General features: G+C 57.8%; 17 protein-coding genes. 16 read left to right on the plus strand and 1 reads right to left on the minus strand.

The genetic code is table 11. The features are described from left to right. Positions 1-163 precede the first annotated feature (163 nt). Positions 164-3,712, minus strand: coding sequence for a calcium-binding protein (locus ACXAHG_RS18320; RefSeq protein ID WP_475059620.1), 3,549 nt, complete (start codon positions 3,710-3,712; stop codon positions 164-166). 464 nt (positions 3,713-4,176) lie between these two features. Between ACXAHG_RS18320 and ACXAHG_RS18325 the strand changes: the two genes are divergently transcribed. The 16 genes from ACXAHG_RS18325 (at position 4,177) to ACXAHG_RS18400 (ending at position 14,197) form a co-directional block, all read left to right on the plus strand. Continuing rightward, entirely contained in the window at positions 4,177-4,314 is a 138-nt protein-coding gene (locus ACXAHG_RS18325; protein ID WP_475059622.1) for a hypothetical protein, read from the plus strand. A 116-nt stretch (positions 4,315-4,430) separates the two neighbouring features. Next, positions 4,431-5,000 carry a terminase small subunit gene (locus tag ACXAHG_RS18330; RefSeq protein WP_475059625.1) on the plus strand — a complete coding sequence of 190 codons (570 nt, stop codon included), beginning with the start codon at positions 4,431-4,433 and terminating at the stop codon, positions 4,998-5,000. Next, the gene (locus ACXAHG_RS18335) at positions 4,978-6,228 is read left to right on the plus strand and encodes a terminase large subunit domain-containing protein (protein ID WP_475059628.1); all 1,251 of its coding nucleotides are present in this window, start codon (positions 4,978-4,980) and stop codon (positions 6,226-6,228) included. Before ACXAHG_RS18330 ends, ACXAHG_RS18335 begins: the two co-directional genes overlap by 23 nt. Next, positions 6,225-7,625 (plus strand): DUF4055 domain-containing protein, encoded by a 1,401-nt coding sequence (locus ACXAHG_RS18340; RefSeq protein WP_475059631.1) that lies wholly within the window; start codon positions 6,225-6,227, stop codon positions 7,623-7,625. Before ACXAHG_RS18335 ends, ACXAHG_RS18340 begins: the two co-directional genes overlap by 4 nt. Then, positions 7,615-8,709, plus strand: coding sequence for a phage minor head protein (locus ACXAHG_RS18345; protein WP_475059635.1), 1,095 nt, complete (start codon positions 7,615-7,617; stop codon positions 8,707-8,709). The genes ACXAHG_RS18340 and ACXAHG_RS18345 overlap by 11 nt, the downstream gene beginning before the upstream one ends. Before the next feature lie 41 nt (positions 8,710-8,750). Continuing rightward, positions 8,751-9,452, plus strand: coding sequence for a hypothetical protein (locus ACXAHG_RS18350; RefSeq protein ID WP_475059637.1), 702 nt, complete (start codon positions 8,751-8,753; stop codon positions 9,450-9,452). Between the two features lie 12 nt (positions 9,453-9,464). Further along, positions 9,465-10,433 carry a major capsid protein gene (locus ACXAHG_RS18355; RefSeq protein WP_475059640.1) on the plus strand — a complete coding sequence of 323 codons (969 nt, stop codon included), beginning with the start codon at positions 9,465-9,467 and terminating at the stop codon, positions 10,431-10,433. Between the two features lie 60 nt (positions 10,434-10,493). Further along, positions 10,494-10,760, plus strand: a complete 267-nt coding sequence (locus tag ACXAHG_RS18360; protein ID WP_475059642.1) for a hypothetical protein — start codon at positions 10,494-10,496, stop codon at positions 10,758-10,760. Further along, positions 10,753-11,196: a hypothetical protein gene (locus ACXAHG_RS18365; protein WP_475059644.1), complete on the plus strand. Its 444-nt coding sequence runs from the start codon at positions 10,753-10,755 to the stop codon at positions 11,194-11,196. The genes ACXAHG_RS18360 and ACXAHG_RS18365 overlap by 8 nt, the downstream gene beginning before the upstream one ends. Next, a complete protein-coding gene (locus ACXAHG_RS18370; RefSeq protein WP_475059646.1) occupies positions 11,193-11,657 on the plus strand; it encodes a DnaT-like ssDNA-binding protein in 465 nt (154 codons plus the stop codon). The genes ACXAHG_RS18365 and ACXAHG_RS18370 overlap by 4 nt, the downstream gene beginning before the upstream one ends. Then, positions 11,654-12,037, plus strand: a complete 384-nt coding sequence (locus ACXAHG_RS18375) for a hypothetical protein (protein ID WP_475059648.1) — start codon at positions 11,654-11,656, stop codon at positions 12,035-12,037. The genes ACXAHG_RS18370 and ACXAHG_RS18375 overlap by 4 nt, the downstream gene beginning before the upstream one ends. Continuing rightward, complete coding sequence (locus ACXAHG_RS18380; protein ID WP_475059651.1) at positions 12,037-12,438, plus strand: hypothetical protein; 402 nt, start codon at positions 12,037-12,039, stop codon at positions 12,436-12,438. The genes ACXAHG_RS18375 and ACXAHG_RS18380 overlap by 1 nt, the downstream gene beginning before the upstream one ends. Continuing rightward, positions 12,435-12,842, plus strand: coding sequence for a DUF4128 domain-containing protein (locus ACXAHG_RS18385; RefSeq protein WP_475059652.1), 408 nt, complete (start codon positions 12,435-12,437; stop codon positions 12,840-12,842). The genes ACXAHG_RS18380 and ACXAHG_RS18385 overlap by 4 nt, the downstream gene beginning before the upstream one ends. Continuing rightward, complete coding sequence (locus ACXAHG_RS18390) at positions 12,827-13,036, plus strand: hypothetical protein (protein WP_475059654.1); 210 nt, start codon at positions 12,827-12,829, stop codon at positions 13,034-13,036. Before ACXAHG_RS18385 ends, ACXAHG_RS18390 begins: the two co-directional genes overlap by 16 nt. A 105-nt stretch (positions 13,037-13,141) precedes the next feature. Beyond that, positions 13,142-13,627 (plus strand): hypothetical protein, encoded by a 486-nt coding sequence (locus tag ACXAHG_RS18395; RefSeq protein ID WP_475059657.1) that lies wholly within the window; start codon positions 13,142-13,144, stop codon positions 13,625-13,627. A 96-nt stretch (positions 13,628-13,723) separates the two neighbouring features. Then, on the plus strand, positions 13,724-14,197 hold the full coding sequence (locus tag ACXAHG_RS18400) for a hypothetical protein (protein ID WP_475059659.1): 474 nt from the start codon (positions 13,724-13,726) through the stop codon (positions 14,195-14,197). Positions 14,198-14,281 lie beyond the last annotated feature (84 nt).

A 14,281-nucleotide genomic window follows, 5' to 3' on the forward strand; every position in this document is an offset into this window, starting at 1 on the left:
GAAGTTTATGCGGTGGCAGCTTCCAGAAAAAATCACTGCACAAGCTGCGCTCCATTCGTGCAGAAAGGAGCATGCAAGACAGAAAATCTGTGTGCTCTGGGCGCATGTTCCTTAGTTAGAAAGCGCCTTCGGTTGCCGGGCGGAAAAGTTACGACTGAGCTGACTAGAAGACAAAGTGGTCCTCTGTAAGTCCAAGCGGATCCACTCCTTTCAGCAGAACAGAAACGTCTTTGAAAGAGATCATCGCACCATTCGTTTCGCTTTCTATCTCAAGCTTTTCAAATCTGTTCGCTCCTGCTCCTATCGAAATAAGGTCTGCGCTAAGGTCAAAGTCTTCGATTTCGTTGCTTCCAAAGCCTTTGCGGAAAAAGAACTCGTCCGTTCCGTGACCGCCGAAGAGGGTGTCGTTGCCTTTGCCTGCGACAAGTGTGTCAGAGCCACCGCCACCGAAGAGCAAGTCATTGCCTTTGCCTCCAACTAGACTGTCCGCACCGCGTCCGCCACTAAGTGTGTCAGAACCCTTGCGACCATAGATGAAATCCGAGTCTTGCCCGCCTCGGATGTCGTCGGCCCCTCTGCCTCCGTTTAGAAGATCTAATCCCCGTCCACCTTTGATCTCATCGTCTCCCTGTCCCCCGAAAATCGTATCGGATCCTTTTCCGCCGCTTAGGGTGTCAATTCCAGAGTTTCCAAACAGCAAGTCGGCACCCCGGCCTCCAAAAAGCTCGTCGCGTCCGCCGCCACCAAACAGGGTGTCATCTCCACGGTTACCCTTCAAAACATCATTCCCAAAGAGGCCAAGTATCTCGTCATGGCCTGCTTTGCCGAGGATTTCGTCGTGTCCGTCGCTGCCGAGTAGTTTATCCGGGCCATTGGTTCCTTCGTAAGCGCCGGAACCCTCGGCAGTGAAGGTTATTTCGGTGTTTCCCCCGACTGCTTTGACGTTGAACTCAGCTCCCTCGAAGTCACCTTCCAAAATGATTGTGCTGTCGACTTCGCCGTCTAAGTCAGCGTCGATTTTGAGTATTGCTGATCCAAAGGTAACAGAAACATTGTCGGTTGTAAGGCGCTCTCCAGCGACAATGATTTTGTCACTTGTGTCGAAGTTTAGAACCGTATCACCATCAAGTTCGTCGAGATTTCCCTTTATGGTTTCTTCTCCGTCGGGATTATTCAGATCGTGTGTTTCAAGCTCCTCTGATGCTTCGATTTCATTTGCACCAGTATCCAGCCATTCCGGAGGAGTATCACCGTAGCCGAGCGTTCTTAGAATGGCCACGTCCAGCTCGGTAAGTAGTTGATTTGGTGTGAAATCTCCCTGCACCATAATGGAGCTTTGACCCGTTGGTGGCATAACATGAGTTCTTCCAAAGGAAGTCTGGACAGAATTCACTCCTTTTACTTCCTCAGACAGTTCAAAGGAAATTAGATCGTCCGATTGATCCAGTAGATTATCCCACGGTGAGGCGGTGGAGCCGACGCCTAATGTGTGAAGAATCTCATGGACCATTAGCCTTTCTATGTCGAATGACTGGGAAGAAATTGCCTCGTTCTTTGAATATGTCCCTCCAGATCCGTCGTACCAAAGAATTAGAAAGTCCGGGTTTAGTTTTATGATCGAATTAGTATCTCCTCCGGATATGTCTATTTCGTTGATATCTTCGTATAACGGCAATGGAACGGCCACTTGGCTATTGAGCCCCTTCATTTTTAGAAGGAGAGTGTCATCGTGCACATCATCAGCTTCTGCAAGCTCACCTGTGTATGGATTTATGCTTGTGTCCGGCAATACCATGATGTTCAGGTTGCCGAGTGATGGAATTTTGTCATAGATCCTTGCGGCGGCCGCCTCGATGTCGGACTTAAGGTAAGCTTTGATTTGTTCGTCTGTTGTTGTGAACTGAGTTAGATCGACCGTAACACTGCCTTCGGGTGTTTCATCGTCGTCAGTTTTAATTTCTTTATCAGTTATGGTTACTTTAAATGCTTCATGCTCCAAGCTGCCTGCGGAGACAAGGTCTGTAGTAGTGGTTTCTTCTTCAGCTATTCTTACGCCGAAATAAAGTTCGATGTCTGATTCCTTTACTTCATCTGGTGTGATTTGGATTGAAAACTCTCCTTCTGATACACCTTCTAGAAATTCAATTTGCTTCCACGCAAATTGATTGGAACGGCCTCCCGAAACGAGGGGACCAGGTTCCGCCCATTCCATGATGTCGCCGGCGGCCACACCACCATTCATAGGTGGCATAACCCCCTCATATGATTGAAATATCTCTAGAACCAGCCTGCCGTTCGATACGGGTTTGCTGAGGAGAATTGGGATTCTAAGCTCACGATCACCTTCGCTCGCTAGGACATCTTCTACAGTGACTAAAATCTCTTCAGGTGCTTCGACTCCAATAAAGTCGCTAACCTCAAGCTCCTCTACTTCTTGGAGCATCACCGAATGATTGCTAGTCCCGTCTCCTGTTGTATCAAACTCGACGAGCGTTCCGCCTTCCACTAGGCTCCAAGCTACTTGGCCAGCGCTTCCTGTAAGGTGGGAGTCAGGTCTCGCAATGAAGACTTCGTTCGTAGAAAAAGTGGAGAAAACTGCGTCCCAGTCTGAAACGTCAATTTTATCCACTGTGCGCTCAAAATCTGTAATGGTGTCCTTTCCTAATTCGCTTGCGCCAATGGTTTCAGATGGATCAAAATCACGGGCAACTCCTTTGAAATAGTCCGCCCCTGCACCTCCCGTTAAGGTGTTTTCTCCGGATCCAAGGAACAATGCATCGTCCTGTCTCCCACCAATTAAGGTGTCGTCACCGCTCTCTCCATAAAGGTACCAAGGGGTTGAGATGCTATGAGAGGCGTCTATCGTGTCATTTCCCGCCCCCCCAAAAAATGCTTCATGGCCGAGAACCTCAAGGCGCAGGAAGTTTACAGCCAGCTCGGGATTGAAGAGCTCATCTCTAATCAATTTCGCTTCTTCGGCAGTCGGCAGAATGATCGTGTCATTGCCACCCGAAGAGCTACGCCAGTCCGTGGACGTCCAGAGATGGGTCCCAGAGCTTCGTGCGAGTTCACCAAAGTTGATATCGTCGCCTTCAAGAAAGGAGAAAGAGATTTTTTCAGGGAAACCTTCGTAGTCGCTCTGGCCGACATAATTTTCGTCCACCAAAAGCCAAATTTCAGAAGGGGCTTCTGAGTAGGTCCGAAAGTCCTTTAGGGGAAGCCCGCTGATTGGCTCCCCATTGAACTGCAACTTTCCAGGTGAAACCTGGCCACCTAGCAGGTTGGTTGACGAGACCAATTCACGAGGTTCATTCGGGTCGTTGGGTGCTATGGGAGAGAGTAGGTGGATGTCGCTAATTGGAGGACGGAAGGTTTCGGCTTCGTGTGTTTCGGCTATTCTCGCGTCCAAATAGTAGGCTGTTATTCGATCACTTTCGGAGTTGATCTCCACTCGTGAAGATCGCATCAACGCAGTTTCAAGAACGAAATCAAATGTTTCGGATGGTCCGTAAGTCAGCGAAGAGCCCAGGTCGAGGCTCGGTGATAACCGTAAATAGGGTATGGCAATCTCATCGCCGTTGACGAGTAGTCTGTTGCCAGCCAACCCAAAGTTACCCTCCAGTTCTCCCAACGCAGCGGAACCTGAAAGTGAGCTGTCAACGACCAGGCTTTCAGTTCGCACACTATATTCGATACGCACCCATTTAGACATTTCTCCCCCATTCCCATGACATCATGGGTAACTTGAACCTTATGACTAGTCACTCCCCGGCGCGCTCTTAGAATAAAAGATGCCTGCAGGTTGCGACATCACCCAAACGGGTAGTGAGCGAAGGTGCAAAAGTCTTAATTGGCGGGGATGGGAAGTTAACGGTCTGGATTCGTTTTGATTTATTGACTTCAATCGCTAGCCTTGGCGCTATTATTTTTTAATGATTGTGGTTTCGGATAGTTGTTCTCTTGATGCGACCACAAGATGTGGTATGTTGCAGTAGAGAACCGAATTGCGCGTGTATCGCATGGCTCCGGGCCGGCCACGTGGCGTACCTGACGGGATATTCAGGAACAGGCAGAGCTAAAGGGCTCGGTCGCTGACGCTTCCATTGCATCCAGAGCTTGAACACCTGCGTTGCCCGGGCACGGGCCGTTGCGCTTTCCCCATACCAAGGTGACACTATGGCTGACCTGATCCAGAAATACCTGGCGGATATCGCACGTAACAGTGGCAAACTGCCTGCAGGCTGGCAGGATGATCCTCGTGCAATGCAAATCGCCAAGCTGAGCGATGCCGTACGCAAAGCAGCGCAGAAATAGCACAAAGGCAACAACGCGTACCGGTGGGATACTGGGATCGGGGCAGATCAGTTGCCGAAATCTGACAATGCCGGGCGGGATGCCCAACAATCTCCACAACAGACGGGAAGTCGATCATGGCGCTCACTGCAAAGCAGGAGTGCTTCGTTGCGGAATACCTCACAGACCTGAACGCCACCCAGGCGGCCATCAGGGCGGGATACAGCGCTAAGACCGCACATTCGGTCGGGCACGAGAACCTGAGAAAACCTGAAATCGCGAAAGCGATCCAAGAGGCCCAAGCGAAGCGTTCAGAGAAGACAGGAATTACCCAAGAGCGGGTTCTGCAGGAGCTGGCGCGGATCGGTTTTGCTGACATCCGCAAGGCCGTTGCCTGGGGGCGCAGCCCGGTAGACACCGAGGCGGAGGAAGCGGATCCGAATGGCCTCGGGGTTTATCCGGTCGAACTGATGCCCAGCAGTGAGGTTGACGATGACACGGCGGCGGCCATTTCGGAGGTTTCTCTGACTGTCCAGGGGGTGAAGCTGAAGATGCACGACAAGCTCAGCGCGCTGGACAAGATCGCCCGCCACCTTGGCATGCTGAACGGATCCGGGGCAGGGGAAGACGAGGCTCCCGCTCTGAACATCAACATCAATACAGCCGCTCCGGTTGGTGACGTGCGTGTCACACGATCTGACAGTTAGCGCGCCGCAGGGGATCTTTCTCTCCGGGCTGAATACCAAGTTCCGCGCCTATGTCGGTGGCTTTGGATCCGGCAAGACCTTCGTGGGCTGCCTGGATTTGGGGTTGTTCGCGGGGCAGCACCCCAAAGCAGTGCAGGGGTATTTTGCTCCGACATACCGGGACATCCGGGATACCTTCTGGCCGACCATGGATGAGGCCGCATTCCTTCTGGGCTTTTCGACCAGGATCAAGACCGGAGACAAGGAGGTCGAGCTTTACCGCGGCCGGGCCAACTATGGCACGATCAAGTGCCGATCAATGGATGAGCCCGGCAACATCGTCGGCTTCAAGATTGCCAGGGGCCTGGTGGATGAAATCGACATCATGGCCAAGGACAAGGCCGAAGCTGCCTGGCGCAAGATTATCGCCCGGATGCGCCTGGTCATTCCGGGCGTGGTCAACGGGATCGGGGTCACCACCACGCCGGAGGGGTTCCGGTTTGTCTATGACACCTTCGCGCGCAACCCCAAGCGCGATTACAGCATGGTGCAGGCCAGCACCTATGAGAACGAGCGGTTTCTGCCGCCTGACTACATTCCATCTCTGCGGGAGTCCTATCCTGAGGCGCTGATTGACGCCTATCTTCTTGGGCAATTCGTCAACCTGACAAGCGGCACTGTCTACCGCAGCTATGACCGGCAGCGGCACCAGTCCACGGAGAGTATCCAGCTGCGCGAGCCTCTGCACATTGGCCAGGACTTCAACGTGGGCAATATGGCGTCTGTTGTCTTCGTCCAGCGCGGCGGCGACTGGCACGCGGTTGATGAGCTGCAGGGGCTGCAGGACACGCCGCATCTGATCCAGGTTCTCGGTGAGAGATACGAGGGCCATCACATCACGGTCTATCCCGATGCCAGCGGCGGCGGCCGGAAAACGGTGAACGCCAGCACGTCGGATATCGAACTGCTGCGGCAGGCCAGGTTCTCCATCCGGGCGCCTGATGCAAACCCGCCAGTGAAAGACCGGATCCTTGCGGTGAACACCGCATTTGAGAAAGGCCGACTGTTTGTGAACGCGCTGCGCTGCAAGGCCTATGCGGAGGCGCTGGAACAGCAGGCTTACGACAAGAACGGCGAGCCCGACAAATCCGGCGGGCATGACCACCATCCGGACGCGGGCGGCTACTTCGTCTACCAGAAAATGCCGGTTGTGAGACCAACCTTCAAAGTTCAGGAGCTCAGGCTTTGACCGATTCCGTTGCCCAACGCACAGAGGCTGTCGAAGCGATGGTCAAGGCGGCTGCCAAGGGCCGTGCGCTCATGGGCGGCACGGATGCCATGCGTTCGAAAGGCGAGGCCTATCTGCCCAAGTTTCCAAGCGAGAGTGATGAGGCCTACAAGGCGCGCAAGAACAGTACCTTTCTGTTCAACGGCTACAAGAAGACCGTGCGGGACATGACCGGCAAAGTGTTCGACAAGCCGGTGGAGCTGACAGAGGGCGCGCCGGAGAAGCTCAAGACCTGGTGCGAAAATGCGGATATGCAGGGCCGCGACCTGAGCACCTTCGCCAAGGATGTTTTCAAGAAGGGGTATGATGCCGGCATCAGCTACATCATGGTCGATGCGCCGCGCCGCGAAGGCGAGGTGACGCAGGCCCAGGCGGAGCGGCAAAACCTGCGGCCCTACCTGGTCCACCTGTCCGTCGAAGATGTTCTGGGCTGGAAGACGGCAGTCATCGGCAACGTGACCGTGCTGTCCCAGCTGCGGATCATGGAAACGGTGCAGAAAGACGACCGGGAAGACGAATTCAAGAGCGTCTCCCTGAAGCAGGTGCGGGTGCTGGACCGCGCGCCCGATGGCGTCACTGTCCGCCTATTCCGGCAGAACGAAAAGAAAGAATGGGCGGAGGCCGAAAGATACAAAAGCGCCGCCAAAGAGATCACGGTCATTCCCTTCTATGCCGAGCGCACCGGTTTCTTCACCGGTGAACCTGTGCTGGAAGATCTGGCCGATGTGAATATCGCGCATTGGCAAAGCCAGAGCGATCAGCGCAACATCCTGCACTCTGCCCGGGTTCCGATCCTGTTTGCCGCGGGCCGGGATGATGAGGCGCCGCTGGTCATCAGTGCCGGGAGCGCCACCACATCCCGCAACCCGAACGCAAAGCTTGAGTGGGTTGAGCACAGCGGTGCGGCCATCGAGTCCGGACGCCAGGATCTTAAAGACCTCGAATTCCAGATGGAGGCTTTAGGTCTGCAGCTCCTCGTTGCGCGGGCGCAGTCAGCCACTGGTGAAGCACTCGACGCAGCCAAGGAAACCAGCCAGCTTTCCATGTTGGCGGACAGCCTGAAGGATGCTCTGGAGCAGGCCATGGTCTGGATGGGTTTCTACGGCGGGCTTGGCGAGACCGGCGCCGCGGTCAGCGTGAACAAGGATTTCGGGGTTTCCCTGCTGACAGCTCAGGAGCTCACCGCGATGATTGCTGCAGTGAACAACGGCCACATGTCGCGGGAGACATTCCTGGAAGAAATGAAGCGCCGCGGGTTTGTGCGGGCAGACCTGGATACCGAAGCAGAGCTGGACCGCCTGTCGGAAACCGTGCCGGATCTGCAGGGCGGCAAGCTGAGCCTGGGCGATGCCACCTGACGGCGGGGGTATTAACACGCGGATCCTCGACCTGATCACGGACCGGGCACTGGATCTGCAGCGGTTCACAGCGGGGCAGCGCCGGGACGCAGCCCGGTTTCTGAAGGAGCTGGAAGCCGATATCGTTGCGCAGCTGGCAAAGATCGACCCGGCCGGGGTTGAGCGCGCCACCTACCGGGCGAAGCGCCTGGATGCGCTGCTGAAGCAGGTAAGGGAGACCATCCGGGCCGGATATCGCTCCCATGGCACAAAGCTGGTTGGTGAGTTGCTGGAATTGGCAGAGCTGGAGGCAGCGTTTGCCGCGTCATCGGTGAACACGGCGGCCGGTGTGCACCTCATGAAAGATGGCATGACCCGCGGCCAGCTGTCTGCGCTTCTGGAGGGCGTGCTGGTTCAGGGTGCCCCGGTATCAGAGTGGTGGGAGCGCCAGGCAGGAGACACCCTGCAGCGGTTCACTGATCAGATGCGCCTTGGCATGGCCCAGGGGGAAACCATCGGCCAGCTGATCCGCCGCGTCCGCGGCGGCACGCAGAACGGGGAGCCAGTGCGCGGGCTGCTGGAGACCAGCCGCCGCCATGCAGAGGCGCTGGTGCGCTCGGCAACGCAGGCCGTCTCACAGCGAGCCCGGCAGGCAACCTATGAGGCCAACGCGGACGTTCTCAAGGGCGTCATGTGGGCCAGCACGCTGGATCTGCGCACCACGCTGGGATGCGCGGTGCGGGACAAGAAGCTGTATTCGCTGCCGGACCGCAAACCGATCGATCACGATCTGCCCTGGGATAATGGGCCGGGGCAGCGCCATTGGGGCTGCCGCAGCACCTCGGCGCCAGTGGTGAAAAGCTGGCGGCAACTGGGCTTTGACATTGATGAGCTGCCGGAAGGTACCCGCGCGGCCATGGATGGCCAGGTGCCTGCCGACACCTCTTTCGAGGCCTGGCTGCGCAAGAAATCGAAAGCGGCCCAGGATGAGGCGCTTGGCCCCGGCCGGGCTGACCTGTGGCGGGATGGCCGGATTTCCTTCCGCGACCTGGTTGACGGCCGGGGGCGGGAACTGACGCTTGAGCAGCTGCGCGAGCGTAACTGACCGGGGCGGGACGCCCCACCAACCTAGCGGGAAGCTAAACCATGACATTGAAAGCAGTACTGGACACGCTCGAGGGCGTGAACGAAGCCTTGCAGCCCTTGTACGCGGAGAAGGACGGGAAGTTCATTCTGCAAGTGGACGGCATGCAGCACGACGCAGACGTGAACGGCCTGAAATCGGCGCTTGTCAAAGAGCGCGAGAACGTCAGCAAGTATTCCAAGCTCGGCACGCCGGAAGAGATCGCCGAGAAATTTGCGGGCCATGATGAAGCCTTGAAAGAGGCGTCGCGCGGCAACGACAAGACCGAGCAGTTCCAGGCCAAGATCAAGCAGATGGAAGAAGATCACGCGGGCGAGCTGACCGCGCGCGATCAGAAGTTCAGTAAGCTGCAGAACGGCATTGCGATCTCCGAGCTGAAAGCCGAACTCGCAAAGGCCGGCGTCATCCCGGACGGGATCGACATGCTGGCGGGTTATTCTTCGTCGCGGATCAAATTCCATGACGATGGTTCGCCGAAAATCATGACGAAAGACGGCTCCAGCCCGATGATCGGGAATGGTGCTGACGGCGGGGCAACCCTCGCCGATCTGGCCAAAGAGCTGGCCGAAGGAAACCCCTTCCTTGTTGTGGACGAGGGCAAGGGCGGCGGCGGGAAGCCTCCAGAAAGCGCAGGCGGGAAGCCTGATCACGACAACCCATTTGCGGCAAAGGTTCCGGGTTTCTCGGACCTGCCCGAAAAGTAAAGGAGAGCAGCAATGTCGCTGTCGCACATGCAGGTATTCAATAACTTCATCATGCCTGCCACTATCATTTCGCTTGATCAGATGATCGGCAAGTTCAACGCGGGGTCGGCCGGAACCATCATCCTTTCCAGCGAGGGCATGACGGGTGATTTCCTGCGTGAAACCTTCTTTGCGTCGCTGGCAGCTGCGCAGCGCCGGGTCGACCGCAAGGGCTCAAACGGCAACGCCTCGCCAACCGATCTGACCGAGCTGACCGGGTCCAAAGTGAAAATCGCAGGCGGCTTCGGCCCGGTGCGTTATGAGCCGTCGCAGATGACCTGGCTGCAGCGCCCGACCCAGCAGGGCGTCACTGCCGCTGCCACAGCCTTTGCAGAACTGCTGCTGCAGGATCAGCTGAACACGGCAATTGCTGCCCTGGTGGCTGCGCTTGAGAACAACACGGCCGTCACCAATGATGTCTCCGGTTCTGCGGGGATGACCTATGGCGTGATCAACTCGGCTCACGCCAAGTTTGGTGACACCTCTGGCCAGATCGCTGCCGACGTGATGACCGGTACTGTCGCCCACAAGCTGATCGGTGACAACCTGGCCAACGGTGAACGCTTGTTCCAGGCTGGCAACGTCAACGTGATCGACATCCTGGGCAAGGCGGTCATCATCACCGATGCGCCGGCACTCTACGAGGCGGGCACCCCCAATAAGTCGAAGGTTCTGGGCCTGGTGCCGGGTGCCGCGACTGTTGGCAACTCATCGGACATCATCACCAACGTTCAAACCTCCAACGGCAAAGAGCGGATCGAAACCACCTTCCAGGCGGATTACTCGTTCTCCCTCGGCTTGAAGGGATACGGCTGGGATGAGGCCAACGGCGGCGCATCGCCCTCCGATGCTGAAATCGCCACTGGCTCGAACTGGGACAAGATTGCCGAGTTCGACAAGATGACCGCGGGCGTGATCGCTGTGGCGGATGCCGACCAGTAAGGCGGCTTTTTGAGGGGCCGGGGATCCGGCCCCTTTCTCAAGCCACCAAGGAGAACTGCCATGAAAATTGCCTATGAAAAACACCCGGTGTCGCCGGAGCGCAAAAAAGAGCTGCGCGAAAGCGGCTTCAAGATAATTGATGCCCGCTTCGATCCGGCCTGCAAGGACGAGAGTGCAGATCCGGACCCGCAGTCGCGCGAGGACATTGCCAAACTGCCGAAAGCAGGCGTCGTGAAGCTGCTGAAGGTGAACGGCGTGGAAAAGCCCGAGGGCGGCGTGGCCGAGCTGCGCGACCAGCTGGCCGCCATCCTGTTCCCGGATGCTTGACGGTCATTTTAAGTCCACCGTTGAGGTGGAGGTTTTCCGGATGCTCTGCGGTGACCAGATCGCCGCAGGGTCTTCCCGGCAGGTCTACCACTGCGCGTATGACGACAGTCTTGTGGTGAAGATCGAAAACGGCGCGCAATCCTTTCAGAACATCGCTGAATGGCAGGTCTGGCAGGATGCCCAGTTCATGCCGCACGGGCTGGAGTGGCTGGCCCCATGCATCAGTATTTCACCCTGCGGGCTGGTGCTGATCCAGAGGAAAACGGAACCGGCCAAGAGGTTCCCTGAAAAGCTGCCTGTTTGGCTGACAGACACGAAGCGAGCGAGTTACGGCATGATCGGCCGCCGCTTCGTTTGCCACGACTACGGCACGCATCTGATGTGCAATTCCGGCCTCTCCAAGAGGCTTCGCAAAGTGGAGTGGTGGGACGAATGACCCTGACCCTGGAAGACGGCACGGGCGTTGCTGACGCTGACACCTATGTGGCCCTGGCAGCTTATCAGGGTTATGGCGTGGCAATTGGCTGGACCATGGGCGGGGATGATGCCGCTGATGAGATCAACCTGCGCCGCGCTTTCCAGGCCCTGAACCGGCTGTGGACCTATCTGGGCGAGCCGGTCAGTGCGGATCAGGCCGGAGCATTCCCGCGCACTGGCTGGGATGGCGTCCCGCAGCGCGTGAAAGACGCCCAGTGCGAGCTGGCGTACCTGATCCAAGGCGGCCTGGATCCTTTCGCCAGTGGTGACAGCAGCACGTCCGAAACCATCAAAGTAGGCCCGATTACTATCGGCGGTGACTCTCAGCCGGCCAATCCAGACCGGATCAAGGCTGTGGAGGGGCTGCTGCGCCCATACCTCGGGGCGGGCCCGGGCCAGGCGAGGATGATCCGCGGATGACGACTATTCGCCAGCACGCCAAACGCGCCTTCGATCTGATCGAGCAGAAGCAGCCCGACGCGCTCCAAACCGGATTCATTCAGCAGCCGACGCATGTCACCGGAGGCGGGCCGTCCGATGTCACCGGCGGGGCGGCCGGCGCGGCGCCCGATCCGGTTCCCGCTCGCATGGCGGTGTTTGAGATCGGTTCCGACCGTATCGACGGGACCAACATCCTAGCAGGTGACCTGCAGGTGATCGTGGAGCCCATCGGCATCGAGATCACTGCGCAAGACAAGGTTGTTTGCGACCGCGGCGCGCTGACCATTGCGAAGCTGGGACGGGTGGCCTCAGGTGGCGAAACTGCGCTTTACGACATGATCTGCAGAGGCGCGCGCTGATGAACTTCGGGGACCAGATTGCCGCCTTTGCGGGCGAGACGGAACACAAGATGGATCTGGCTTTTCGCAAAATCGCCTTGGAGATGTTCAGCCGGGTCATTCTGAATACGCCGGTGGAATCGGGCCGGGCCCGGGCGAATTGGCAGGTTGCAATCGGCAGCGTTCCGGATGGCGTGCTGGAGCTGGAAGACAAGAGTGGATCCGCCACTATCAGCGCAGCAGACGCCGCGGCGGCAGGCCTGAAGGCTGGCGATGTGATCTACCTCGCCAACAACCTCCCATACATCCAGCGGCTTGAAGATGGCTATTCCGGGCAGGCCCCGGCGGGCATGGTCGGGCTCACTGTCCAGCAGTTCCAGCAAATCGCCACGCAGGCCGGCTTAGAATTGGTGCAAGTATGAGCAATCCCGAGAGCGACCTTCATACGGCGCTGATGGCGCAGGCGGAGATTGTTGAAGCGGCTCTGCCGTACCCGTTCCTCTGGCCGCAAAAGGGCGGAGATCAGCCCGAAGCAGAGCACATCCGCGTGTCGCACGTGCCCAACGACAACGTTCCACTGGACCTCTGCTCTGACGTGATGGACCGGAAGGGCTTTCTTTACCTGACGCTTGTTTCTGACCTCGGCCAGTACGAGGCGGTGACTAAGCGCAAGGCAGGCGAGATTGCCGCCTATTTCAGGCGCGGCCAGCGCCTTCAGATGAATTCGACCAAGGTTACAATAACCGGTCACACCGTGCGGCCGGGGCGGCAGGAGGGCGGCCGCTGGGAAACGCCCATCAGGATCAGCTATTGGAGCATGGCATGACTGCAAAGAAACCCACCACCCGCAGAACAAAAAACCTCAAGGCACCGGCCCCTGCAAAGCTGGTTTTCCTGGTGAATGCCCATCGCCGGAATGGCGCCATTGGCGCGAGGGCGACTGTGCCCGAAAACGAAACGGGCCCCTGGCTTGAAAAAGGCTGGAAGCTCGCCGACGAAACCACCAGCCGCACCGGCTAACCCCATCCGCCCGCGGGGTAAGGCGGGCAACCCCCACAACCTGAACTGAAACAGCCCCGTGAGCGGGGTCTTTACGCATGGAGAAACACTATGCCGCGTAACCACTTGAACACTCTGCTCTATGTATCGAGCTCCCTTCCTGCAACGAATGATGCCGCCGGCTTCGGTGCCATCGACGGCACCTTTGTTCTGGTCAAAGGCCTGCAGGGCTTCCCCACTTTTGGCGTCACCCACAGTAAGGACAAGATCCCGGATCTTTCCAAAGGGGTCAAAGAAACCGTCAAGGGCATTGCTGAGTTCAATGACAGCACCTTTGCTGTGGCTGAGCCCGATTCCGGGACTGATCCAGGCCAGGTCCTGCTTGAGCAGATCGCCCGTGATCCCCGGGGCCTGTGCTCGTTCAAGATCGTTGAAGCGAGCGGCGCCAAGGGGGCGGACGGCTACCCGACCGCGGAGTCTGGCGACGTTGTTGAGTACGCTCAGGGCGTCCTGAGCGATTTCGACAAGAACGAAGCGACGGACAGCAGCCACGCCGGGGCCAAGGTGATGTTCTCGCAGAACGAAATCGAAGTCACGACCGCTGTCGCCTAATCCCGGCCGGGACTGGGGCGGGCAGCGTTCGTGGTCGCGCCCGCCCCGCATCATGCAACCACGAGATCCACACATCACCACCACGGAGAAAGATCTATGACCGCATTTGCACGCATCAACACCCGCCGCGACGCAGAGCAGGGCGCAACCTGGCAGGTTGAATTCGACGGCGAGCCGCTGTTCGACAACGGCGAGGCAATCGAGATGGATTTCCTGGGCCTTGAAAGCGATGCCGGCCGCCGCGCGGCCGCTGCGATGGTCCGCAAGATGGACAAGAAGAGCAAAGGCAAGCGCAAGAGCGCGTCCATGAGCGTCCAGGACATGATCGACGCTGCCGAGGACAGCGAACTGGCCCGTGCGGAGTTCTACTCAAAACTCTGCACCGGCTGGCGCCGCGTGAGCTATATCGAGGACGCCGATCTGGATAACCCGGAAATCCAGCCCGCGCCTTTGGAATTCTCGCGGGAGAACGCGCTGAAGCTGTTCAGCACCCGCACCTGGATCATGGAGGGTATCGACGCTTTTTTGGGCGACAAGGGCAATTTCACGCGGGAAATCGTCAACAGCTGATCCTCGCGGCCCAGCAGCTGGGGTTCCTGCACAGCGCTATCGAGGTCAAAAAGCCCGATGGCAGTATTGAGCGCACGGAACCCC

The sequence above is a fragment of the Leisingera sp. ABD4_442 genome (assembly GCF_056160905.1).

Excerpts from the sequence above, each read along its gene's own strand:
- ACXAHG_RS18320 (WP_475059620.1), bottom strand. The coding sequence starts at position 3,712 with ATGTCTAAATGGGTGCGTATCGAATATAGTGTGCGAACTGAAAGCCTG.
- ACXAHG_RS18380 (WP_475059651.1), top strand. The coding sequence starts at position 12,037 with ATGAACTTCGGGGACCAGATTGCCGCCTTTGCGGGCGAGACGGAACAC.
- ACXAHG_RS18400 (WP_475059659.1), top strand. The coding sequence starts at position 13,724 with ATGACCGCATTTGCACGCATCAACACCCGCCGCGACGCAGAGCAGGGC.
- ACXAHG_RS18360 (WP_475059642.1), top strand. The coding sequence starts at position 10,494 with ATGAAAATTGCCTATGAAAAACACCCGGTGTCGCCGGAGCGCAAAAAA.
- ACXAHG_RS18355 (WP_475059640.1), top strand. The coding sequence starts at position 9,465 with ATGTCGCTGTCGCACATGCAGGTATTCAATAACTTCATCATGCCTGCC.
- ACXAHG_RS18385 (WP_475059652.1), top strand. The coding sequence starts at position 12,435 with ATGAGCAATCCCGAGAGCGACCTTCATACGGCGCTGATGGCGCAGGCG.
- ACXAHG_RS18350 (WP_475059637.1), top strand. The coding sequence starts at position 8,751 with ATGACATTGAAAGCAGTACTGGACACGCTCGAGGGCGTGAACGAAGCC.
- ACXAHG_RS18375 (WP_475059648.1), top strand. The coding sequence starts at position 11,654 with ATGACGACTATTCGCCAGCACGCCAAACGCGCCTTCGATCTGATCGAG.
- ACXAHG_RS18330 (WP_475059625.1), top strand. The coding sequence starts at position 4,431 with ATGGCGCTCACTGCAAAGCAGGAGTGCTTCGTTGCGGAATACCTCACA.
- ACXAHG_RS18370 (WP_475059646.1), top strand. The coding sequence starts at position 11,193 with ATGACCCTGACCCTGGAAGACGGCACGGGCGTTGCTGACGCTGACACC.
- ACXAHG_RS18345 (WP_475059635.1), top strand. The coding sequence starts at position 7,615 with ATGCCACCTGACGGCGGGGGTATTAACACGCGGATCCTCGACCTGATC.
- ACXAHG_RS18365 (WP_475059644.1), top strand. The coding sequence starts at position 10,753 with ATGCTTGACGGTCATTTTAAGTCCACCGTTGAGGTGGAGGTTTTCCGG.
- ACXAHG_RS18325 (WP_475059622.1), top strand. The coding sequence starts at position 4,177 with ATGGCTGACCTGATCCAGAAATACCTGGCGGATATCGCACGTAACAGT.